This window comes from Bacillus sp. FSL K6-2944 (genome assembly GCF_038005385.1).
GTDB classification, from domain to species: Bacteria; Bacillota; Bacilli; order Bacillales; family Bacillaceae_G; genus Bacillus_A; species Bacillus_A cereus.
In genome coordinates, this window is sequence record NZ_JBBOTE010000001.1 from 1,113,800 (window position 1) to 1,131,146 (window position 17,347).

Genomic DNA, 17,347 nt, shown 5'->3' on the forward strand with positions numbered 1-17,347 from the left:
ATGCCTAACAGTCAAAAGATTCGTCATTCGTTATCATCTGCGCAGTCTGGTATGTGGTTTGCGCAACAATTAGATCCGCTTAATCCAATTTATAATACTGGGGAATATGTAGAAATAAACGGAAATATTCATCAAGACATTTTTGAATTAGCTGTACGTAAAGTTGTAATGGAAACAGAAGCACTTCATGTTCGCTTCGAAGAGGATGAAATTGGCCCATGGCAAGTTATTGAAGAATCACAGTTTCATATGCATTTTATTGACGTTCGTAAAGAAGAAAATCCTGAAGAAGCTGCTAAAGTATGGATGAAAAATGATTTATCTATGCCAGTCGATTTGAAAAAAGATACTTTATTTACTGAAGCACTTATTCAAGTTGAAAATAATCGTTTCTTTTGGTATCAGCGCATCCATCACATTGTGATGGATGGCTATGGATTTTCACTTCTTAGCCAAAAAGTAGCGAATGAGTATACATCACTTATAGAAGAAACAAACAAGAATGAAAAACCATTTGGTTCTCTTGCAAAAGTCGTGCAAGAAGATATTGAGTATCGTGAGTCTAAACAATTTCAGGAAGATCGTACTTTTTGGTTAGAAAAGTTTGCAGATGCCCCAGAAGTTGTAAGTTTGGCAGAACGAGCACCGAGAACATCAAATGGATTTTCACGAGAAACAGCTTATTTATCTAGTTCTAGCACGAAAACTTTACTAGAAGATATCAATATTTCGTTAACAAGTTGGCCGGAATTCATTGTGGCTGTAACAAGTATTTATATGCATAAATTAACAGGTGAAAATGATATTGTTTTAGGTTTACCGATGATGGGACGTCTAGGTTCTGTATCTATTCATACACCAAGTATGGTAATGAATTTAGTTCCACTTCGTATTACAGTAACTCCAAATATAACTCTTGCGGAATTATTGCAGCAAGTTTCTAAAGAAATCCGAGATGTACGTCGCCATTATAAATACCGTCATGAGGAATTAAGAAGAGATTTAAAGTTACTAGGTGAAAATCAAAGGTTGTTTGGACCGTTAGTGAATGTTATGCCTTTTGATTACGGGCTTAATTTTGCTGGAAATCGTGGTATTACGCATAACTTATCAGCAGGACCTGTCGATGATTTATCGATAAATGTATATAAACGTTTTGATCAAAATGAGATAATGATTCATTTTGATGCAAATCCTGAAGTATATAATAACGCGGATCTAGCATTGCATAAAGAAAGATTTATGAATCTATTTGAATTAGTAATAAATAATTATGAGAAAAACGAGTCGATTGGAAAAATAAACATTACTCTGCCTGAAGAAAATCATAAAGTTTTATTGGAATGGAATGAAACGAAGGAAGACGATGAATTAATCAGTCTGCCTATATCATTTGAAAAACAAGTGAAAAAAAATCCCAATAAACTAGCGATTACTTGTGACGGTGTAATCCTTACGTATAAAGAGCTAAATGAACGAGCGAATGAACTAGCACATTATTTAGTAGAAGAAGGAATACGACCAAATCAGTTTGTAGCTTTAGTATTCCCTAGATCAATAGAAATGGTAGTTAGTATGCTAGCAGTCTTAAAGGCTGGTGCAGCGTATTTACCAATAGATCCAGAATACCCAGCAGATAGAGTTACTTATATAGTAAATGATGCAAAACCAGTTTGTATCATAACACATTCATCTGTTTCATCTAAGTTAGTTATAGAAAAGGATATGAAAAAAATTGTATTAGATGACGAAGAAACGAAACTAGCGTTACATACATATTCTCGTATGAATATAGCATGTAAGAATGATGTATCACTGTTAAACCCAGCCTATACAATATATACTTCAGGCTCAACAGGAAACCCAAAAGGTGTAATTGTTCCTATGAGAGGTTTAAGTAACTTTTTAATGGCTATGCAACAAAAGTTTTCATTAAATGAAAATGATCATTTATTAGCAGTTACAACGTTTGCATTTGATATTTCTGCACTAGAAATTTATTTACCTCTTATTAGTGGTGCAAGTTTAACAATTGCGCAAAAAGAAGACATACAAGAGCCTTCTGCATTAACGACACTTTTACATGAAGAAAGAGTGACCATTATGCAGGCTACACCGACGCTTTGGCAGGCGTTAGTAACTGATTATCCAGAGAAGCTACAAGGGCTAAGCATACTTGTTGGTGGTGAAGCTCTTCCAGCGCATTTAGCAAATAAATTACGAGAATTAGGTTGCTCAATAACTAATTTATATGGACCAACTGAAACGACGATTTGGTCTACTTTCATGAACATTGATGAAGGTGAAAAGGGCATACCTCCTATTGGAAAACCAATTTGCAATACAGAAGTGTATGTATTGGATGCAGGGTTACAACCAGTGCCACCTGGAGTTATTGGGGAATTATATATTGCAGGGGAAGGACTTGCAAGCGGATATTTAGGAAAACCTGAGTTAACAGCTGAACGGTTTGTTGCAAATCCTTATGGAGAATCAGGGAAGCGCATGTACCGTACAGGAGATCTTGTGAAATGGCGTAGTGATGGTGCGTTAGAGTACATTAGTCGCGCAGATCATCAAATTAAAATTCGTGGATTCCGAATTGAATTAGCTGAAATTGAAACGGTATTACAACGACATGAAAATATTCAACAAGCGGTAGTAATGGTACGAGAAGATCGTGCAAATGATAAACGCATCATTGCGTATATCGTTGCAGAAGAAAAGGAACCGATTAATCTTTCAGAAATTCGTTCTTATGTTTCAGAAAGTTTAGCGAATTATATGATACCATCGACATTTGTTGTGCTAGAAGTATTACCATTAACGCCAAATGGTAAGGTTGACAGAAAGAAATTACCTGCTCCTGATTTTAATGGAATGAACAATGAGAGAGTTGCTAGAAATCCGAAAGAAGAAATATTATGTGATTTATTTGCAGAAGTACTTGGTGTTTCTCGAATTGGCATTGATGATAATTTCTTTGAAATGGGTGGACATTCACTTCTCGCATCTCGTTTAATGGCAAGAATTCGTGAAACGTTAAGTGTGGAATTAGGAATTGGGAAACTATTTGAATCACCAACTGTTGCCGAACTGGCGAAACAATTAAACCATGCAAAAAGCGCAAGACCAGCTATTCAGAAAGCAAGTAGGCCAAATGAAGTTCCACTTTCATTTGCACAGCGCAGGTTATGGTTCTTAAATTGTTTAGAAGGTCCAAGTCCTACTTATAATATTCCGCTAGTCATTCGTATGAATGGAATATTGAATCGGGAAGCATTACAAGGTGCTTTTTATGATGTAGTTGAGAAACATGAAACACTTAGAACAATTTTCCCTAACGTATTAGGTAGTTCCTATCAGAAAATTTTAGATATGGAAAACTTAAATTTAGAAATGGTTATAACTAATACATGTAAAGATGAATTAGAAAGTGTACTTTCAGAGGCGGTAAGATATAGCTTTAACCTCGATTTTGAGCCGGCAGTTCGTTTGCAACTTTTTACAATGAGTGAAAACGAACATGTATTATTAATTCTATTACATCATATTGTAGGTGATGGCTGGTCATTACAGCCGTTAACGAGAGATTTTACAGCGGCGTATAAAGCGCGAAGTCAAGGTGACAGAGTTCAGCTGGAGACACTACCAGTTCAATACGCAGATTATGCACTTTGGCAACAGCAATTGCTAGGTGATGAAACGACACAAGAGAGTCTTATTTCAACACAATTAGATTTTTGGAAAGAAGAACTTAAAGGTTTACCAGACCAAATGGAGTTACCTACAGATTTCCAGCGTCCAATTGAGACGAGTTACCGCGGGGAAACAATTCATTTTCATATAGATGAAGGTATGCATAGTAGGTTAGTAGAGCTTGCACGTAAAAATGGAGTTAGTTTGTTTATGGTATTGCAAGCAGGGCTTAGTGCACTATTTACAAGATTAGGTGCAGGCACTGATATACCAATTGGAAGTCCGATTGCTGGAAGAAATGATGATGTACTTTCAGATATTGTTGGTTTATTTGTAAATACATTAGTGTTACGTACAAATACTTCAGGAGATCCAAGTTTTAAAGAATTATTAAATAGAGTGAAGCAGGTAAATCTTGCAGCTTATGAAAATCAAGATGTTCCATTTGAAAGGCTTGTTGAAGTATTAAATCCAGTACGTACTCGAAACAGCCATCCGTTGTTTCAAGTTATGTTAGCTGTTCAAAATACACCAGAAGCAACGTTTCATGTACCAGATTTAGAAGCGAGCCTTGAAATTCAAAGCGTTGGTTCTGCAAAATTTGATTTAACATTTGAAATTAGTGAGAGTAACGGGGTTGATGGTACTCCGAACGGTTTACATGGATTACTAGAGTTTAGTACCGATTTATATAAACGTGAAACGGTTCAAAAACTAATAGAACGATTCATTTTGTTATTAGATGATGCAACTACAAATCCAGATCAATCCATTGGCAGATTAGAAATATTAACTTTAGCAGAGAAAAATACAGTGTTAGAAAAGTGGAATGGTGGTTTTCAAATTGCACCAGAAATGACATTGCCACAATTGTTTGAAAAGCAGGCTCATATAAATCCAAATTCTATTGCTGTTGTCTTTGAAGATAAGAAATTAACTTATGAAGAGTTAAATAGAAAAGCAAATAAAATAGCTCGATTCCTAATAGCAAAAGGGATTGGTCCTGATCAACTCGTTGCTTTAGCGATGCCAAGATCATTAAACATGGTTGTAAGCTTATTAGCTGTTCTTAAAGCTGGTGCTGGATACCTTCCGTTAGATCCAGATTACCCAGCAGACCGTATTTCATTTATGCTACACGATGCGAAACCATCATGTGTTTTAACGAATTCAGAAGTGGAAATTGAATGTAATGAGGCACTAAAAGTTTTAGTTGATGATGTGAAAGTAATAGCAGAGGTTGAGAAATATAGTGAAGACAATATTGATGAAGTGGAACGAATTAAGCCATTATCTCCATCACATATTGCTTACGTTATTTATACGTCAGGGTCAACGGGCAGACCGAAAGGCGTTATGATACCTCATCAAAATGTAGTGAGACTTTTAGGAGCAACTGATCATTGGTTCCAGTTTGACGGAAACGATGTTTGGACGATGTTCCATTCATATGCTTTTGATTTCTCGGTTTGGGAAATTTGGGGACCTTTATTATACGGAGGGCGTTTAGTTGTAGTCCCACATACTGTAAGTCGCTCGCCGAAAGAATTTTTACAGCTTCTTGTTAAAGAAAAGGTTACGGTTTTAAACCAAACTCCATCAGCGTTCTACCAATTGATGCAAGCAGATCGTGAAAATGAAGAGATTGGCCAAAAATTATCTTTACGATATGTTGTTTTTGGAGGAGAAGCACTTGAGCTAAGTCGCTTAGAAGATTGGTATAGTCGACATCCTCATAACGCACCAAAGCTTATTAATATGTATGGTATTACAGAGACGACAGTACATGTTAGTTATATTGAATTAGATGAAACTATCGTCTCTTTACGGGCAAATAGTTTAATTGGGTGCAGTATACCTGACCTTAAAGTGTATGTGTTAGACAACTATTTACAACCAGTCCCACCTGGAGTAGTTGGAGAAATGTATGTTGCAGGTGCAGGACTTGCGCGTGGATATTTAGGAAGAGCAGGATTAACGGCTGAACGCTTTATCGCAGATCCATTTGGCAAGCCAGGTACAAGAATGTATCGTACAGGAGACTTAGCTCGCTGGCGTAATGATGGGACGCTAGATTATATAGGACGTGCAGATCATCAAATCAAAATTCGTGGATTCCGAATTGAATTAGGAGAAATAGAAGCAGTCATAATGAAGCACCCTAAAGCTGAGCAAGTAGCCGTTATTGTACGTGAAGATCAACCAGGGGATAAACGGTTAGTTTCTTATATCGTTGCATCAAATAATGAAGCAATTGATACGAATGAAATGCGTCAGTTTGCTAGTGGTAGTTTACCAGATTATATGGTTCCATACGCTTTTGTAGTAGTAAATGAGTTACCTTTAACTCCAAACGGTAAATTAGATAGAAAGGCATTGCCAGCTCCAGCATTTATCGCATCATCTTCTAGTCGTGGTCCAAGAACACCGCAAGAAGAAATGTTATGTGACTTGTTTACAGAAGTGCTAAGTGTACCTCAAATTGGAATTGATGACGGATTCTTTGATCTTGGTGGTCATTCACTCCTTGCAGTGCAGCTTATGAGCCGCATGAAAGAGGCGCTTGGAGTGGAACTAAACATTGGTACTTTATTTGCAGCACCGACTGTTGCAGGGTTAGCTGAAAGACTTGAGATGGGGAATGGTCAAAGTGCACTTGATGTGTTGCTTCCATTACGAGCAAGCGGGGATCAATTACCACTATTTTGTGTACATCCAGCAGGTGGATTAAGTTGGTGCTATGCAGGACTTATGAAATCTTTAGGAACAGATTATCCAATTTATGGTGTGCAAGCACGTGGTATTGCTAAAAATGAAGAACTTCCAAAAAGTTTAGAGGAGATGGCGGCGGATTACTTGAAACACGTTCGTGAAGTACAGCCTCATGGACCATATCGTTTATTAGGTTGGTCGCTTGGAGGAAATGTTGTGCATGCAATGGCGGCGCAATTACAAAATGAAGGGGAAGAAGTAGAATTACTCGTTATGCTTGACTCTTATCCTGGACACTTCTTACCGAATACGGAAGCGCCTACTGAAGAGGAAGCGTTAATTGCATTACTTGCTTTAGGCGGATATGACCCAGATAACATGGATGGTAAACCACTTACAATGGAAAGTGCAGTTGAAATCCTTCGTAAAGATGGAAGTGCATTAGCAAGTCTTGAAGAAGAGACTATATTGAACTTGAAAGAAACATATGTAAATTCAGTAGGGTTGTTAGGGAAATATGTACCGAAAGTTTATAACGGAGATATCCTGTTCTTTAGATCTACTGTTATACCAGACTGGTTTGATCCTATTTCTCCAAATACGTGGCTAAATTATTTAGACGGGCAAATTGTGCAGCACGATATTGATTGTAGACATAAAGATCTATGTCAGCCAGGTCCGCTTACGGAAATTGGACAAGTATTAGCGAAATATTTGCAGAATAAGAAAGGGGTAAGTAGAGTATGACGAATCCATTTGAAAATGATAATTACACATATAAAGTATTAATAAATGAGGAGGGCCAGTATTCTCTCTGGCCTGCTTTTCTCGATGTACCTATTGGCTGGAATATCGTATATGAAGAAGCTAGTAGGCAGAGCTGCTTAGAATATGTTGAATATAACTGGAAAGATTTGAATCCAAAAAGTAATCAAGTTCGCGAAAAAACATTAGCAGGAAAACGATAATGAAAGAAAAACTAAATCCAAAAGTAGTTGTAAGTATCGTTTATATAACTGCGATGTTTATGGCTGCGATGGACGCAACGATTGTAAATGTAGCACTGCAAACGATAAGTAGAGAACTACAAGTACCTGCATCTGCAATGGGGACGGTTAATGTTGGGTATTTAGTTAGTTTAGCTGTTTTCCTTCCGATTTCTGGTTGGTTAGGAGATCGATTTGGTACGAAAAGAGTATTTTTAATTGCTCTTTTCGTATTTACAATTGCCTCTGCTTTATGCGGAATGGCTAACGATATTACTTCATTGAATATTTTCCGTATTATTCAAGGTGCTGGTGGAGGGCTTTTAACGCCGGTCGGAATGGCAATGTTATTTCGAACATTTTCACCAGAGGAAAGACCGAAGATTTCTCGGTTCATTATACTTCCAATTGCTGTAGCACCAGCAATTGGTCCTATCATCGGTGGTTTCTTTGTAGATCAAATGTCTTGGCGTTGGGCATTTTATATTAATCTACCGTTTGGAATCGTTGCATTGCTATTTGGACTTCTATTTTTAGCAGAGCATGTTGAAAAATCAGCTGGTCGCTTTGATTCGCTCGGCTTTATTTTATCAGCACCAGGATTTGCGATGCTCATATATGCGCTCAGCCAGGGACCATCAAAAGGGTGGATTTCTCCAGAAATTATGAGTACTGGGATAGCTGGGGGGGTATTCATTACATTGTTTATAATCGTAGAACTGAAAGTAAAGCAACCGATGTTAGATTTACGTTTATTAAAAGAACCAGTGTTTAGAAAGATGAGTCTTATATCATTATTTTCATCAGCTGGTTTACTAGGAATGTTATTTGTTTTTCCACTTATGTATCAAAATTTGATAGGAGTTTCCGCGCTGGAATCAGGACTTACGACATTTCCAGAGGCGATTGGATTAATGATTTCTTCACAAATTGTGCCATGGTCATATAAAAAATTAGGAGCGCGAAAGGTAATTTCTATTGGATTAATTTGTACCGTGGTTATCTTTGTTTTATTAAGTTTTGTAAATCACGATACGAATCCGTGGCAAATCCGCGCATTATTGTTTGGTATCGGTATTTTCTTAGGTCAATCTGTCGGTGCGGTTCAATTTTCTGCCTTTAACAATATCACGCCGCCTTCTATGGGGAGAGCTACTACTATATTCAATGTGCAAAATCGATTAGGTTCAGCAATAGGAGTAGCTGTTTTAGCTAGTATACTAGCTGATTTTGGAAGTAATAACGCTCAATCCGATTTTTTACCATATCAAGCAGCATTAATTGGATCAGCAATATTTTTGCTCATAGCACTACTATTTTCTTTACGTATTTCGGATAAAGAGGTAATGTCAAAGAAGAAAGAAAAAACATTATCTGTATCAGAAAAAGAGAAAGTACTTGTCAATGAATAACAATATACGCATGCTTTCTTATGAAAATTGATATTCGTTGAATAAAGGAGAGTTTACATGATAGAAAGTAAAGTTGTAGATTCTATTCCAACTTTGAATGAGAATGATTGTCAAATATGGTGGGCAAGAATTTCGGATTTACAATCATGGCATTACAATTTACTAAATGATATAGAGCGAGAGAAAGCAAATTCGTATCATCATTCGGCAGATCGAGCTCGTTTTATAATAGGTTGCGTAATAAGTAGATTAGTTCTCGGTAAGATACTTTCTATGTCACCAGTCCAAGTACCAATCGATCGAATGTGCTCAGTATGTAAAGTGCAGCATGGAAGACCACAATTACCAGAAGGTATGCCGCAATTATCCGTTTCGCATTCAGGTGAGTGGGTTGTCGTTGCTTTTACAAAATCTGCACCTGTTGGCATAGATGTAGAACAAATGAATCCAAATGTAGATGTTATGAAAATGGCAGAAGGTGTATTAACAGACATTGAAATAGCGCAAGTTATGAAACTGCCAAATGAACAGAAAATAGAAGGATTTTTAACATATTGGACTCGAAAAGAAGCGGTGCTGAAAGCGACAGGTGAAGGACTAATGATTCCGCCAGTACATATTACAGTATCAGCTCCAAATGATCCTCCAAACTTGTTGGTTTTTAAGGATAGACAAGAGTTATTAAATAATACAATGATGGAAGATGTAAAGCCTAGTTTAGATTATAGGGCCTCTGTTGCAATATTCAGTAAGGAAGTAACTGAAATTACGCAATTAGATGCGGCAGCACTTTTAAATCTTAAATAAAAAAATTATAGAAGAGGTGTTCCTCATGTTAGTAGCGGAAAATAGAAAGAATGAATTCACTTATAACGTACAAGTAATTAAAAATATTTTATTTTCTGGAGATACATCATCCATTCATGCTTTAGAAAAGCTTTTAAATGATACAGTTCAGTTTGATGTTCTTGAACAAGAGGCACTTGGTAGACAGTACATTCCGAAAGAAGCAAAGAATTTCTTTGATAAAGATGGAACATTTCTTTACCGTGTATCTAATGTTAGTTATAAAGGCAAGGTGTTATCTGAAAATCTAATTTTTGCAGACACTTCGTTTTTACCGGACGCAATAAAGAGTGAATTAGAGAGTGGAAATATTCCTGTTGAAAAGCTTATAGAAAAGATGGAAGTAAGAAGAAATGTATTATATGAAGGATATCAGCCATCTGGAAATATTATTGAATTGTTTGATGGATGTTCTGTTACAGCGAATGTGTATCCAACTAGAAAGTATCAAATTGTAAGTAAATGCAAATGTGTATTTTATATTTGTGAAGTGTATCATGCAGAGAATATAAAGCAATTGCTTAAATAAAAACAAGAAACCAGCCTATAAAATGGCTGGTTTCTTGTTTATTTAACAGCTTCTTTTAATTCTTTACCTGCTTTAAATGCAGGAACTTTACCAGCGGCGATTTGAATTTCTTCGCCAGTTTGCGGATTACGTCCTGTACGAGCAGATCTTTCGCGCACTTCAAAAGTTCCAAAACCGATTAGTTGAACTTTATCTCCAGATTGTAATGCATTAGCAATTGTGTCAAATACGGATTGTACAGCTGCAGAAGCGTCCTTTTGAGAAATATCAGCTGATTGAGCTACGTTTTTAATTAATTCTGTTTTGTTCATGTTTTCACCTCATAAAAAAATTTTTGGAATGAATGTTTTAGTATAATAGATAGTAAAGATAAAGCTATCACTATGATTAGATAGAATACTATATAATTATGTTAATTTCGTTGCAAGAGACTGAATCCCTTCTATTATTTAGGGATTAATTAAGAATCGATGCATATAAAAAGCTTTAATATGAGGATGAGGGGGAATATATGAATGATTTTTCGTGAAAAAAATGAGAAGGAAAGTATATTAATTCGTCAACATGATCATGGTTTTTTAGCTGGAGAGATTGCAAAACATATAAAAGAAGACTTTTTTGAAAGTAAAACATATTTAAAAGAAACAGTTGATGCAATATATGAGCATGACAGAGGATGGATAGAGCTTGATAAAGTACCAATTTTGAATGATGCTAAAAATATTCCATATACATTTATGGATTGTCCAAGCCCATTACGTTTTGTTTTTTATGCGATTGGTTTGAATGAAATTGAAAATTCTAATCCATACGGGGCATTACTTTGTAGTAAACATTTTTTATCATTTCCACTAAACGAGGAAGATGAAGAGATGATGTCATTTTATAAACATGAATTAGAACGACAAAAAAGAATCTTGAAAACGTTAACAAAGGAACAGTTTGCGATGTTCGATAAACATTATAGATTATTAAAGTTTTGTGATGAACTTTCTTTATACGTATGTATGAATAAGCCTGGTGTCAAAAAGAAAGATGAAATTGATTTATTTAAAGATGGTTTTGAAGGAACAGAAATGTTTAATGGTAAAGAGGAGAAACTTATTCAAGCTGAATGGGTGGACGAGGAAACAATTCGGATTACACCATTTCCATTTCAAACGGAATTTTATACGTATGTAAAATATAAAACGATAAATGAGCATGAAATGAAAGAAAAAGGGATTGCAAAGGCTGATAGAGAATCAGAAATGAAGAAACAAACCATTCGTTTCATACAATAAGGAGGTAATATAAATTGAAAGATTATATATTAAAACAGTGTGATTATCATGCTTGGGCTAATACAAGATTATTCAATCGATTAAAAGAGTTACCAAACTATGAGACAATTTTTAAGGAGCAGATACAGAGTGTATTTCCATCCATTAAGGATACTTTTGTGCATATTTATATTACAGATCAAGTGTGGTTACATATATTGCATGGTAAAAGTATGAATGAAGCAATACAAGACCGAGAAGATTTACGAAAACAAATTGAAACTAAATCGTTACATGAATTAGAAAAAATGTTTGAAAACATGGCAAATCAATATAAAGATTTTTTAATTACAATACAAGATGTGAATGCTGTATTTGTTATTGAGAATCCATATGTAGGGAAATTAGAAACTTCGATTTTAGAATTAGTGCAACATGTCGTAAATCATGGTACATATCATAGAGGAAATATAACAGCGATGATCCGTCAACTTGGTCATTCGTCGACAATGATGGATTTTGTACTGTATTTACATATGGTTAAAAAGCAGGGAGAGTAATATAGTTTGTAAGAAGGAGAGGCTTTAATTATAGAAGTCTCTCCTTCTATTTTATTCCGCATTCATGGTAGATCGACTGATTAAAGTTTTCTTAAGAAGCTTTATTTTCTTGTAATTGCTTAGCGTATTGTACAGCCTTATATGCATTGACTCTACCGTTTTTCCAGTACGTACCTGTACCACTAATTTTATCAGAAGTTGACTCAATAATTTGGCGAATTTGTGTATTACTATATCCTTGATTTGCTAAAAGAGCAGCGACTCCTGCAACATGAGGTGTTGCCATAGATGTACCACTTAATGATTGATACGTGCTTCCTTTATATGTTGAATATATATTTGAACCTGGTGCTGCAACATCTACCCAGCTACCATAAGTAGAGAATGAAGATTTTCTATCTGATTGATCTGTAGAACCAACTGCAATTACTTCGCTGTAATAAGCAGGGTAATTAGCTTTTGTATTTCCAGCATTTCCAGCAGCTGCAACTATAACAGAGCCTTTATTCCATGCATATTGAACGGCTTGTTGTAATGCAGTACCACCATTTGGAGCTCCTAAACTTAAACTAATTACTTTTGCACCCGAATCAGCAGCTTCTCGAATACCTTGCGCTACAGCATCAAGAGTACCACTTCCTTGATTATCTAATACGCGGACAGCATAAATTGAAGTTTGTGGGGCAACACCAGCAATTCCGACGCTGTTATTCGTAAGTGCTCCAGTAATTCCAGCGCAATGTGTACCATGACCATTACCATCATCAGATGTATTGTCGTTATCAACATAATCATGCCCGTAAATTACTTTCGAAGCCAGATCAGGGTGTGAGCCTTGAACTCCTGTATCAATAATAGCTACTTTTACACCCGGATCACTTCGTTGGCTATCCCAAGCTTGTGGAGCTTGAATCTTTTGTAATCCATATTGATTATTAAAATATGGGTCGTTTGGAGTCCAAAAGGCGTGAACGTAATAATTTGGTTCTGCATATTCCACATCTGGATTATTTTTATAACTCTTTATTTTTTCTTTTACAGTACCTTTTGAAAATTGTACGACTTCAAAACCTAACTTATCATCTTTAGATAAGACATTAGCTCCGACAGATTTATGAAAAGATTGCACATTACTTAAAGATGCATTTTGTTTGAACTTAACGATTAATTGGTTAGGAACATAATCAGTAGATGATGTTTCAGCACTTGAAGTATTCGTGTTAAAGAAGAAACCACCAATAATAAATGATAAAACAGATAGGAAAACAATGATTTTGTTTTTCAAAAGATTTTTCCTCCCTTTTCTTGGATGAGTTTTTCAGCGACACTTTAATGTCGCATTCCTTTTCAACTATATAGTTAGACCATACGATTTATGACATTTATGTGAAAAACTTTTGGAGGAATAAAAAGGAGTAAATATTGATATAAATATATTTTTAATGATAGTAATTAAGTAAAAGAGGGGATGAAAAAAGGAATGCTCATCATGTATGAGTCATTCCTTTTTTCATAGATTAACTTGCCTGTTTTTTATTATTTTCTTTCAATTTCTCTGCTTGTAAAAAGCGATTCGTTTCAGCAACAACAATACTACTTAATCCAATCAGACCAATCAAGTTTGGAATTGCCATAAGTCCATTTGCAATATCAGCAAATGTCCATACGATTCCTAGCTTTAAATTAGCACCAATTGCAATCATGAAAATAAAGATTGCTTTATAATATTTAACTGCACTTTCTCCGAATAAATAAGCTACACATTTTTCTCCATAATACGACCAGCCTAAAATAGTAGAGTAGGCAAATAAAATAATTGCGATACCGAGAATCATACTACCAGCAGTACCGAATACAGATTGGAATGCAAGTGTTGTAGCTTCAACACCAGTTTTACCTGATTTCCAAGCGCCTGTAGTAATTAATACTAGTCCTGTAATTGTACATACAATAAACGTATCTAGAAAAGTACCAGTCATTGAAACTAAAGCTTGCTTTGCAGGCGAATCGGTTTTTGCCGCCGCCGCCGCAATTGGTGCACTCCCTAAACCAGCTTCGTTCGCAAATACACCACGCGCCATTCCGATTTGGATAGCTGATGCAACTGTTGCCCCAATAAAACCACCAGCAGCTGCTGTACCATTAAATGCACCAGAAAAAATAAGTGAAAATGCTTCTGGAATTTGGTCGTAGTGATAGAAAATAATTATAAGACCAGCAATTATATAAAAGAAAGCTTTAATAGGAACGACATATCCCGTCACTTTCCCGATTTTTTTTACACCGCCTAAAATAACAATTGCGATTAAAAATGACATTACTATACCAGTTAAAGCAGGAGGGAAAGAGAAATTAATTCGCATTGCCTCTGCAACTGAGTTAGATTGCACCATATTACCAATACCGAAAGAAGCAGTTGTACCAAATATAGCGAATAATATAGCAAGCCATTTCTTACCTAAACCACGCTCTAAATAATACATTGGTCCACCTGAATATTCACCATTTTCATTACTAACACGATATTTCACTGCAAGTATTGCCTCTGCATATTTTGTTGCCATACCGAATAAAGCGGTAATCCACATCCAAAATATTGCACCAGGACCACCAATTGTAACCGCTGTTGCAACACCGGCTATATTACCCATACCAATCGTTGCGGCCATAGCTGTCATGAGTGCTTGGAAGTGACTAATATCTCCAGAAGAAGAAGTATCTTCTGATTTTTTAAACGCTAGTTTGTGAGCGTATAATAGTTTACTAAACTGTAAACCTTTCAAACGCACTGTGAGAATGATACCTGTTCCAACGAGTAGCAACAAAGTTGGTAATCCCCACACGTATTGATTTAGTTGTTCTAATACTTTACTTACTGTCTCCATCTTTATTCTCCTTTTTTAGAAAAAATAAAAACCACTTCAAGTAAATGAAATGGTCTCTGGAGAAACAAGGGATAGAAAAATAAACCGATACAATCGGCTTTTTCTTTCGCTTGTCTCTGTCCTTTTACCTGAGAGATTATCCGCTAAAGTAGCGGATTTGCTCCTTCGGTGCTCGTTTTCCTCCGCGCTCTATGAAAGCGAGAGGGAGTCTCTCCAGAGATTCGTCCCCATGCAGTTCTACTTGTAACCAAGACCTGAGAGTTTCAAAGCTGGTATAACAACTTTTTGCCCCGTCGGTAGATCAATAGACCTTCTCCTGAATGGTTCATCCGAATTATAAAATTTATAAACACATTGATTGTAAATCAATAAAAACATTATAGACATACAAATTGTGAATTGCAATCATTTTTTATTTTAAAATAGTAAATAGTTTTATTTTTTTGTAAGTCCTAATTTATCTTCAACTTCATTTAAAGTAGATAAAGCGATGACAATATGTTGATCCGCAAGTCCTAAAGCTTGTTTTGTTTTTTCAATAGTTTCATTGGTTGGAGTAGAGTTATTTGCTCCGTCTATAATCAAATTTGCTGCATTTTTCATGAAATTTGATGCGGATTTAAACTGAGTTGTGAATTGAAGTAGTTGTTTTTGTATATCTATATCTGTTATGTTTTCTTCAATTTTAAGCGTGTCTATTTCGTTCATAATTGTTTCGTACTGTTTGGAAACAGCACTCATTGTAACTAATAGTTTATTTCGATCTACTGAATCTCCATTCGTGTTAATCTCTTCCCAGGCAGGTAACCAATCTTTTTCGATGATGTCATTATAATGAGTAGTCAATTCATGAATTTTAGGTTGTAATTTCGTTTTGAAAGTTTTTGTCTCCGCTGTTTCTACAGTTGCTTTTTCGTTGTTATTTTTAACATTAGTAACATAGAAAATCGTACCGAAAATGATGAAAATAGAAATAACAACTGTCCATTTAGTAAAAAGTAATTTCTGCAATATGTAACGCCTCCAAAATTTAAAAACTTATAATTATAATATATAACAATAATGTTGTTTAAAGTAGAGAAAATAGGTTAGAAATAATTTAAATTATGTCTTTTCTATACACGAATAATTAAATTTAGTAAAATGATGAAAGCTATATGCGAGAAAAGAGGGTTTTTAGTGAAAATGAATAGAAGAAAACTGGTTTTAAGTATTTCAATGGCTATGTTATTAGTTGGTTTATTTGCACTCATATATGTAGACAAAGAATCTAAAATTAAAGATTTTCCAGTGCCAATGTCAGCAATCCATATTAACGATGATAATGAAGAGGACTATCAATATATAAGTGTAATGCCTATTACAAAGGCAAATGGATGGGAGAACTTAGGGGAAAACGGGCATACTGTTAGTTTTAAAAAAGGGGAAAGGAAGGTAGCAGTAGTACATTATCCGGGAGAAATTACGTATTATTTATTTGAGAAAAAGATGAATAAGGGAGATTAGCTAAAGATGTAATTCATTAAGAGTTACATCTTTTTTTATTCTGAATCATTTGAAATTAAATTCGATAGATGTTTTGATAGATGTAGTGATAAATATGATTAGTTCTATATGTCTATAAAGAGTATTAGGGTGATTATAAAAATATTATGTGAACTAATTATTGTGAGAAGAAGATAAATTATATGCTAAAGGGGGAATTAAAAATGTTACTAAAAACAATCTACTGTAAGGTGGAAGAAGAGAAAAAGGAATTGTTTTCAAATGCGCAAGAAAAATGGAGTGATATACGGCATCTAGATGGTTTTCATGGACAATTTGGTGGATGGTATGAAGATGAGGCATGTGTATTTACTTTATGGGAAGATAGAAGTACATATCAATCATTTATGAATGGTGCTCACGATACAATTTATTTAAATAGTAATCAAGAGGATACGTTTCTTTCGTGTGAAATTGAATTATTCCAAACGTTGTATGATATAACTGATACGCATTTGAAAGACGTTGTTACAGAAGGATCATTCGTAAGAGTTGCTATATGTGATGTAAAGGTGGAAAAGGAAAAGTATTTTTTACATAAGCAAGAAACAATTTGGAATAAAGGAATGGAAAAAGCAAAAGGAATGTTAGGTGGAGTAGTTGGGAAGTCTTTAAAAAATGAAAATCGTTACATAGTGTTAACGTATTGGAAAGATGAACAGACGCATCAACATTATGTGGAAGAGATTTTCCCAGATTTATATAAATTAGCTAATATTCATGAAGATATAGAAGAGATAAAAGGAAAACAAGCTGTATGTAAGGAAGAATGGCTTGTATATTAAACGCTGAAAAAGTGTATAAATGAATGTATAATAAAGATATTTTCTTATAAACAAGTAATTAATAGAAGACGTTATATACCCTTCCATGTTAATATATTTAAGTTATAATAGGAGGCTTACCCTTTT

The 17,347-nt window shown here is 35.1% G+C and carries 13 protein-coding genes and 1 riboswitch; of the genes, 9 read left to right on the forward strand and 4 right to left on the reverse strand.

Annotation, left to right across the window (positions count from 1 at the left end):
- From MHH55_RS05810 to MHH55_RS05830, 5 genes are read left to right on the forward strand one after another with little or no spacing between them, the layout of a single operon-like run.
- Positions 1-7,158, forward strand: a complete 7,158-nt coding sequence (locus MHH55_RS05810; RefSeq protein WP_078186898.1) for an amino acid adenylation domain-containing protein — start codon at positions 1-3, stop codon at positions 7,156-7,158.
- Positions 7,155-7,379 (forward strand): MbtH family protein, encoded by a 225-nt coding sequence (locus MHH55_RS05815; protein ID WP_000184055.1) that lies wholly within the window; start codon positions 7,155-7,157, stop codon positions 7,377-7,379. Before MHH55_RS05810 ends, MHH55_RS05815 begins: the two co-directional genes overlap by 4 nt.
- Positions 7,379-8,809 carry an MDR family MFS transporter gene (locus MHH55_RS05820; protein WP_078186899.1) on the forward strand — a complete coding sequence of 477 codons (1,431 nt, stop codon included), beginning with the start codon at positions 7,379-7,381 and terminating at the stop codon, positions 8,807-8,809. Before MHH55_RS05815 ends, MHH55_RS05820 begins: the two co-directional genes overlap by 1 nt.
- A 57-nt stretch (positions 8,810-8,866) precedes the next feature.
- Positions 8,867-9,616: a 4'-phosphopantetheinyl transferase Sfp gene (gene sfp, locus MHH55_RS05825; RefSeq protein ID WP_000573004.1), complete on the forward strand. Its 750-nt coding sequence runs from the start codon at positions 8,867-8,869 to the stop codon at positions 9,614-9,616.
- Between the two features lie 25 nt (positions 9,617-9,641).
- Positions 9,642-10,184, forward strand: a complete 543-nt coding sequence (locus tag MHH55_RS05830) for a cold-shock protein (protein ID WP_078186900.1) — start codon at positions 9,642-9,644, stop codon at positions 10,182-10,184.
- 38 nt (positions 10,185-10,222) lie between these two features.
- On the opposite strand, the gene MHH55_RS05835 is transcribed toward MHH55_RS05830, so the two are convergent.
- Positions 10,223-10,495 carry an HU family DNA-binding protein gene (locus MHH55_RS05835; RefSeq protein ID WP_001043905.1) on the reverse strand — a complete coding sequence of 91 codons (273 nt, stop codon included), beginning with the start codon at positions 10,493-10,495 and terminating at the stop codon, positions 10,223-10,225.
- A gap of 204 nt (positions 10,496-10,699) precedes the next feature.
- Between MHH55_RS05835 and MHH55_RS05840 the strand changes: the two genes are divergently transcribed.
- Both MHH55_RS05840 and MHH55_RS05845 read left to right on the forward strand, forming a co-directional pair.
- Positions 10,700-11,467 (forward strand): DUF3891 family protein, encoded by a 768-nt coding sequence (locus MHH55_RS05840; RefSeq protein WP_078186901.1) that lies wholly within the window; start codon positions 10,700-10,702, stop codon positions 11,465-11,467.
- A gap of 14 nt (positions 11,468-11,481) precedes the next feature.
- Positions 11,482-12,006, forward strand: a complete 525-nt coding sequence (locus MHH55_RS05845) for a DinB family protein (protein WP_000656263.1) — start codon at positions 11,482-11,484, stop codon at positions 12,004-12,006.
- A 91-nt stretch (positions 12,007-12,097) separates the two neighbouring features.
- Here MHH55_RS05845 and MHH55_RS05850 read toward each other — a convergent pair whose 3' ends face one another.
- The 3 genes from MHH55_RS05850 to MHH55_RS05860 all read right to left on the reverse strand — a co-directional run bounded on the left by MHH55_RS05850 (position 12,098) and on the right by MHH55_RS05860 (position 15,902).
- Positions 12,098-13,291, reverse strand: a complete 1,194-nt coding sequence (locus MHH55_RS05850; RefSeq protein ID WP_000790938.1) for a S8 family peptidase — start codon at positions 13,289-13,291, stop codon at positions 12,098-12,100.
- A 232-nt stretch (positions 13,292-13,523) separates the two neighbouring features.
- Positions 13,524-14,891 (reverse strand): alanine/glycine:cation symporter family protein, encoded by a 1,368-nt coding sequence (locus MHH55_RS05855; protein ID WP_000451037.1) that lies wholly within the window; start codon positions 14,889-14,891, stop codon positions 13,524-13,526.
- 106 nt (positions 14,892-14,997) lie between these two features.
- A riboswitch (glycine riboswitch) is annotated at positions 14,998-15,118 on the reverse strand.
- A gap of 208 nt (positions 15,119-15,326) precedes the next feature.
- The gene (locus MHH55_RS05860) at positions 15,327-15,902 is read right to left on the reverse strand and encodes a hypothetical protein (RefSeq protein ID WP_001170889.1); all 576 of its coding nucleotides are present in this window, start codon (positions 15,900-15,902) and stop codon (positions 15,327-15,329) included.
- 132 nt (positions 15,903-16,034) lie between these two features.
- On the opposite strand from MHH55_RS05860, the gene MHH55_RS05865 reads away from it, so the two are divergent.
- Complete coding sequence (locus tag MHH55_RS05865) at positions 16,035-16,397, forward strand: hypothetical protein (protein WP_002197739.1); 363 nt, start codon at positions 16,035-16,037, stop codon at positions 16,395-16,397.
- A 203-nt stretch (positions 16,398-16,600) separates the two neighbouring features.
- Positions 16,601-17,221, forward strand: a complete 621-nt coding sequence (locus tag MHH55_RS05870) for a YdbC family protein (protein WP_000925164.1) — start codon at positions 16,601-16,603, stop codon at positions 17,219-17,221.
- Positions 17,222-17,347 lie beyond the last annotated feature (126 nt).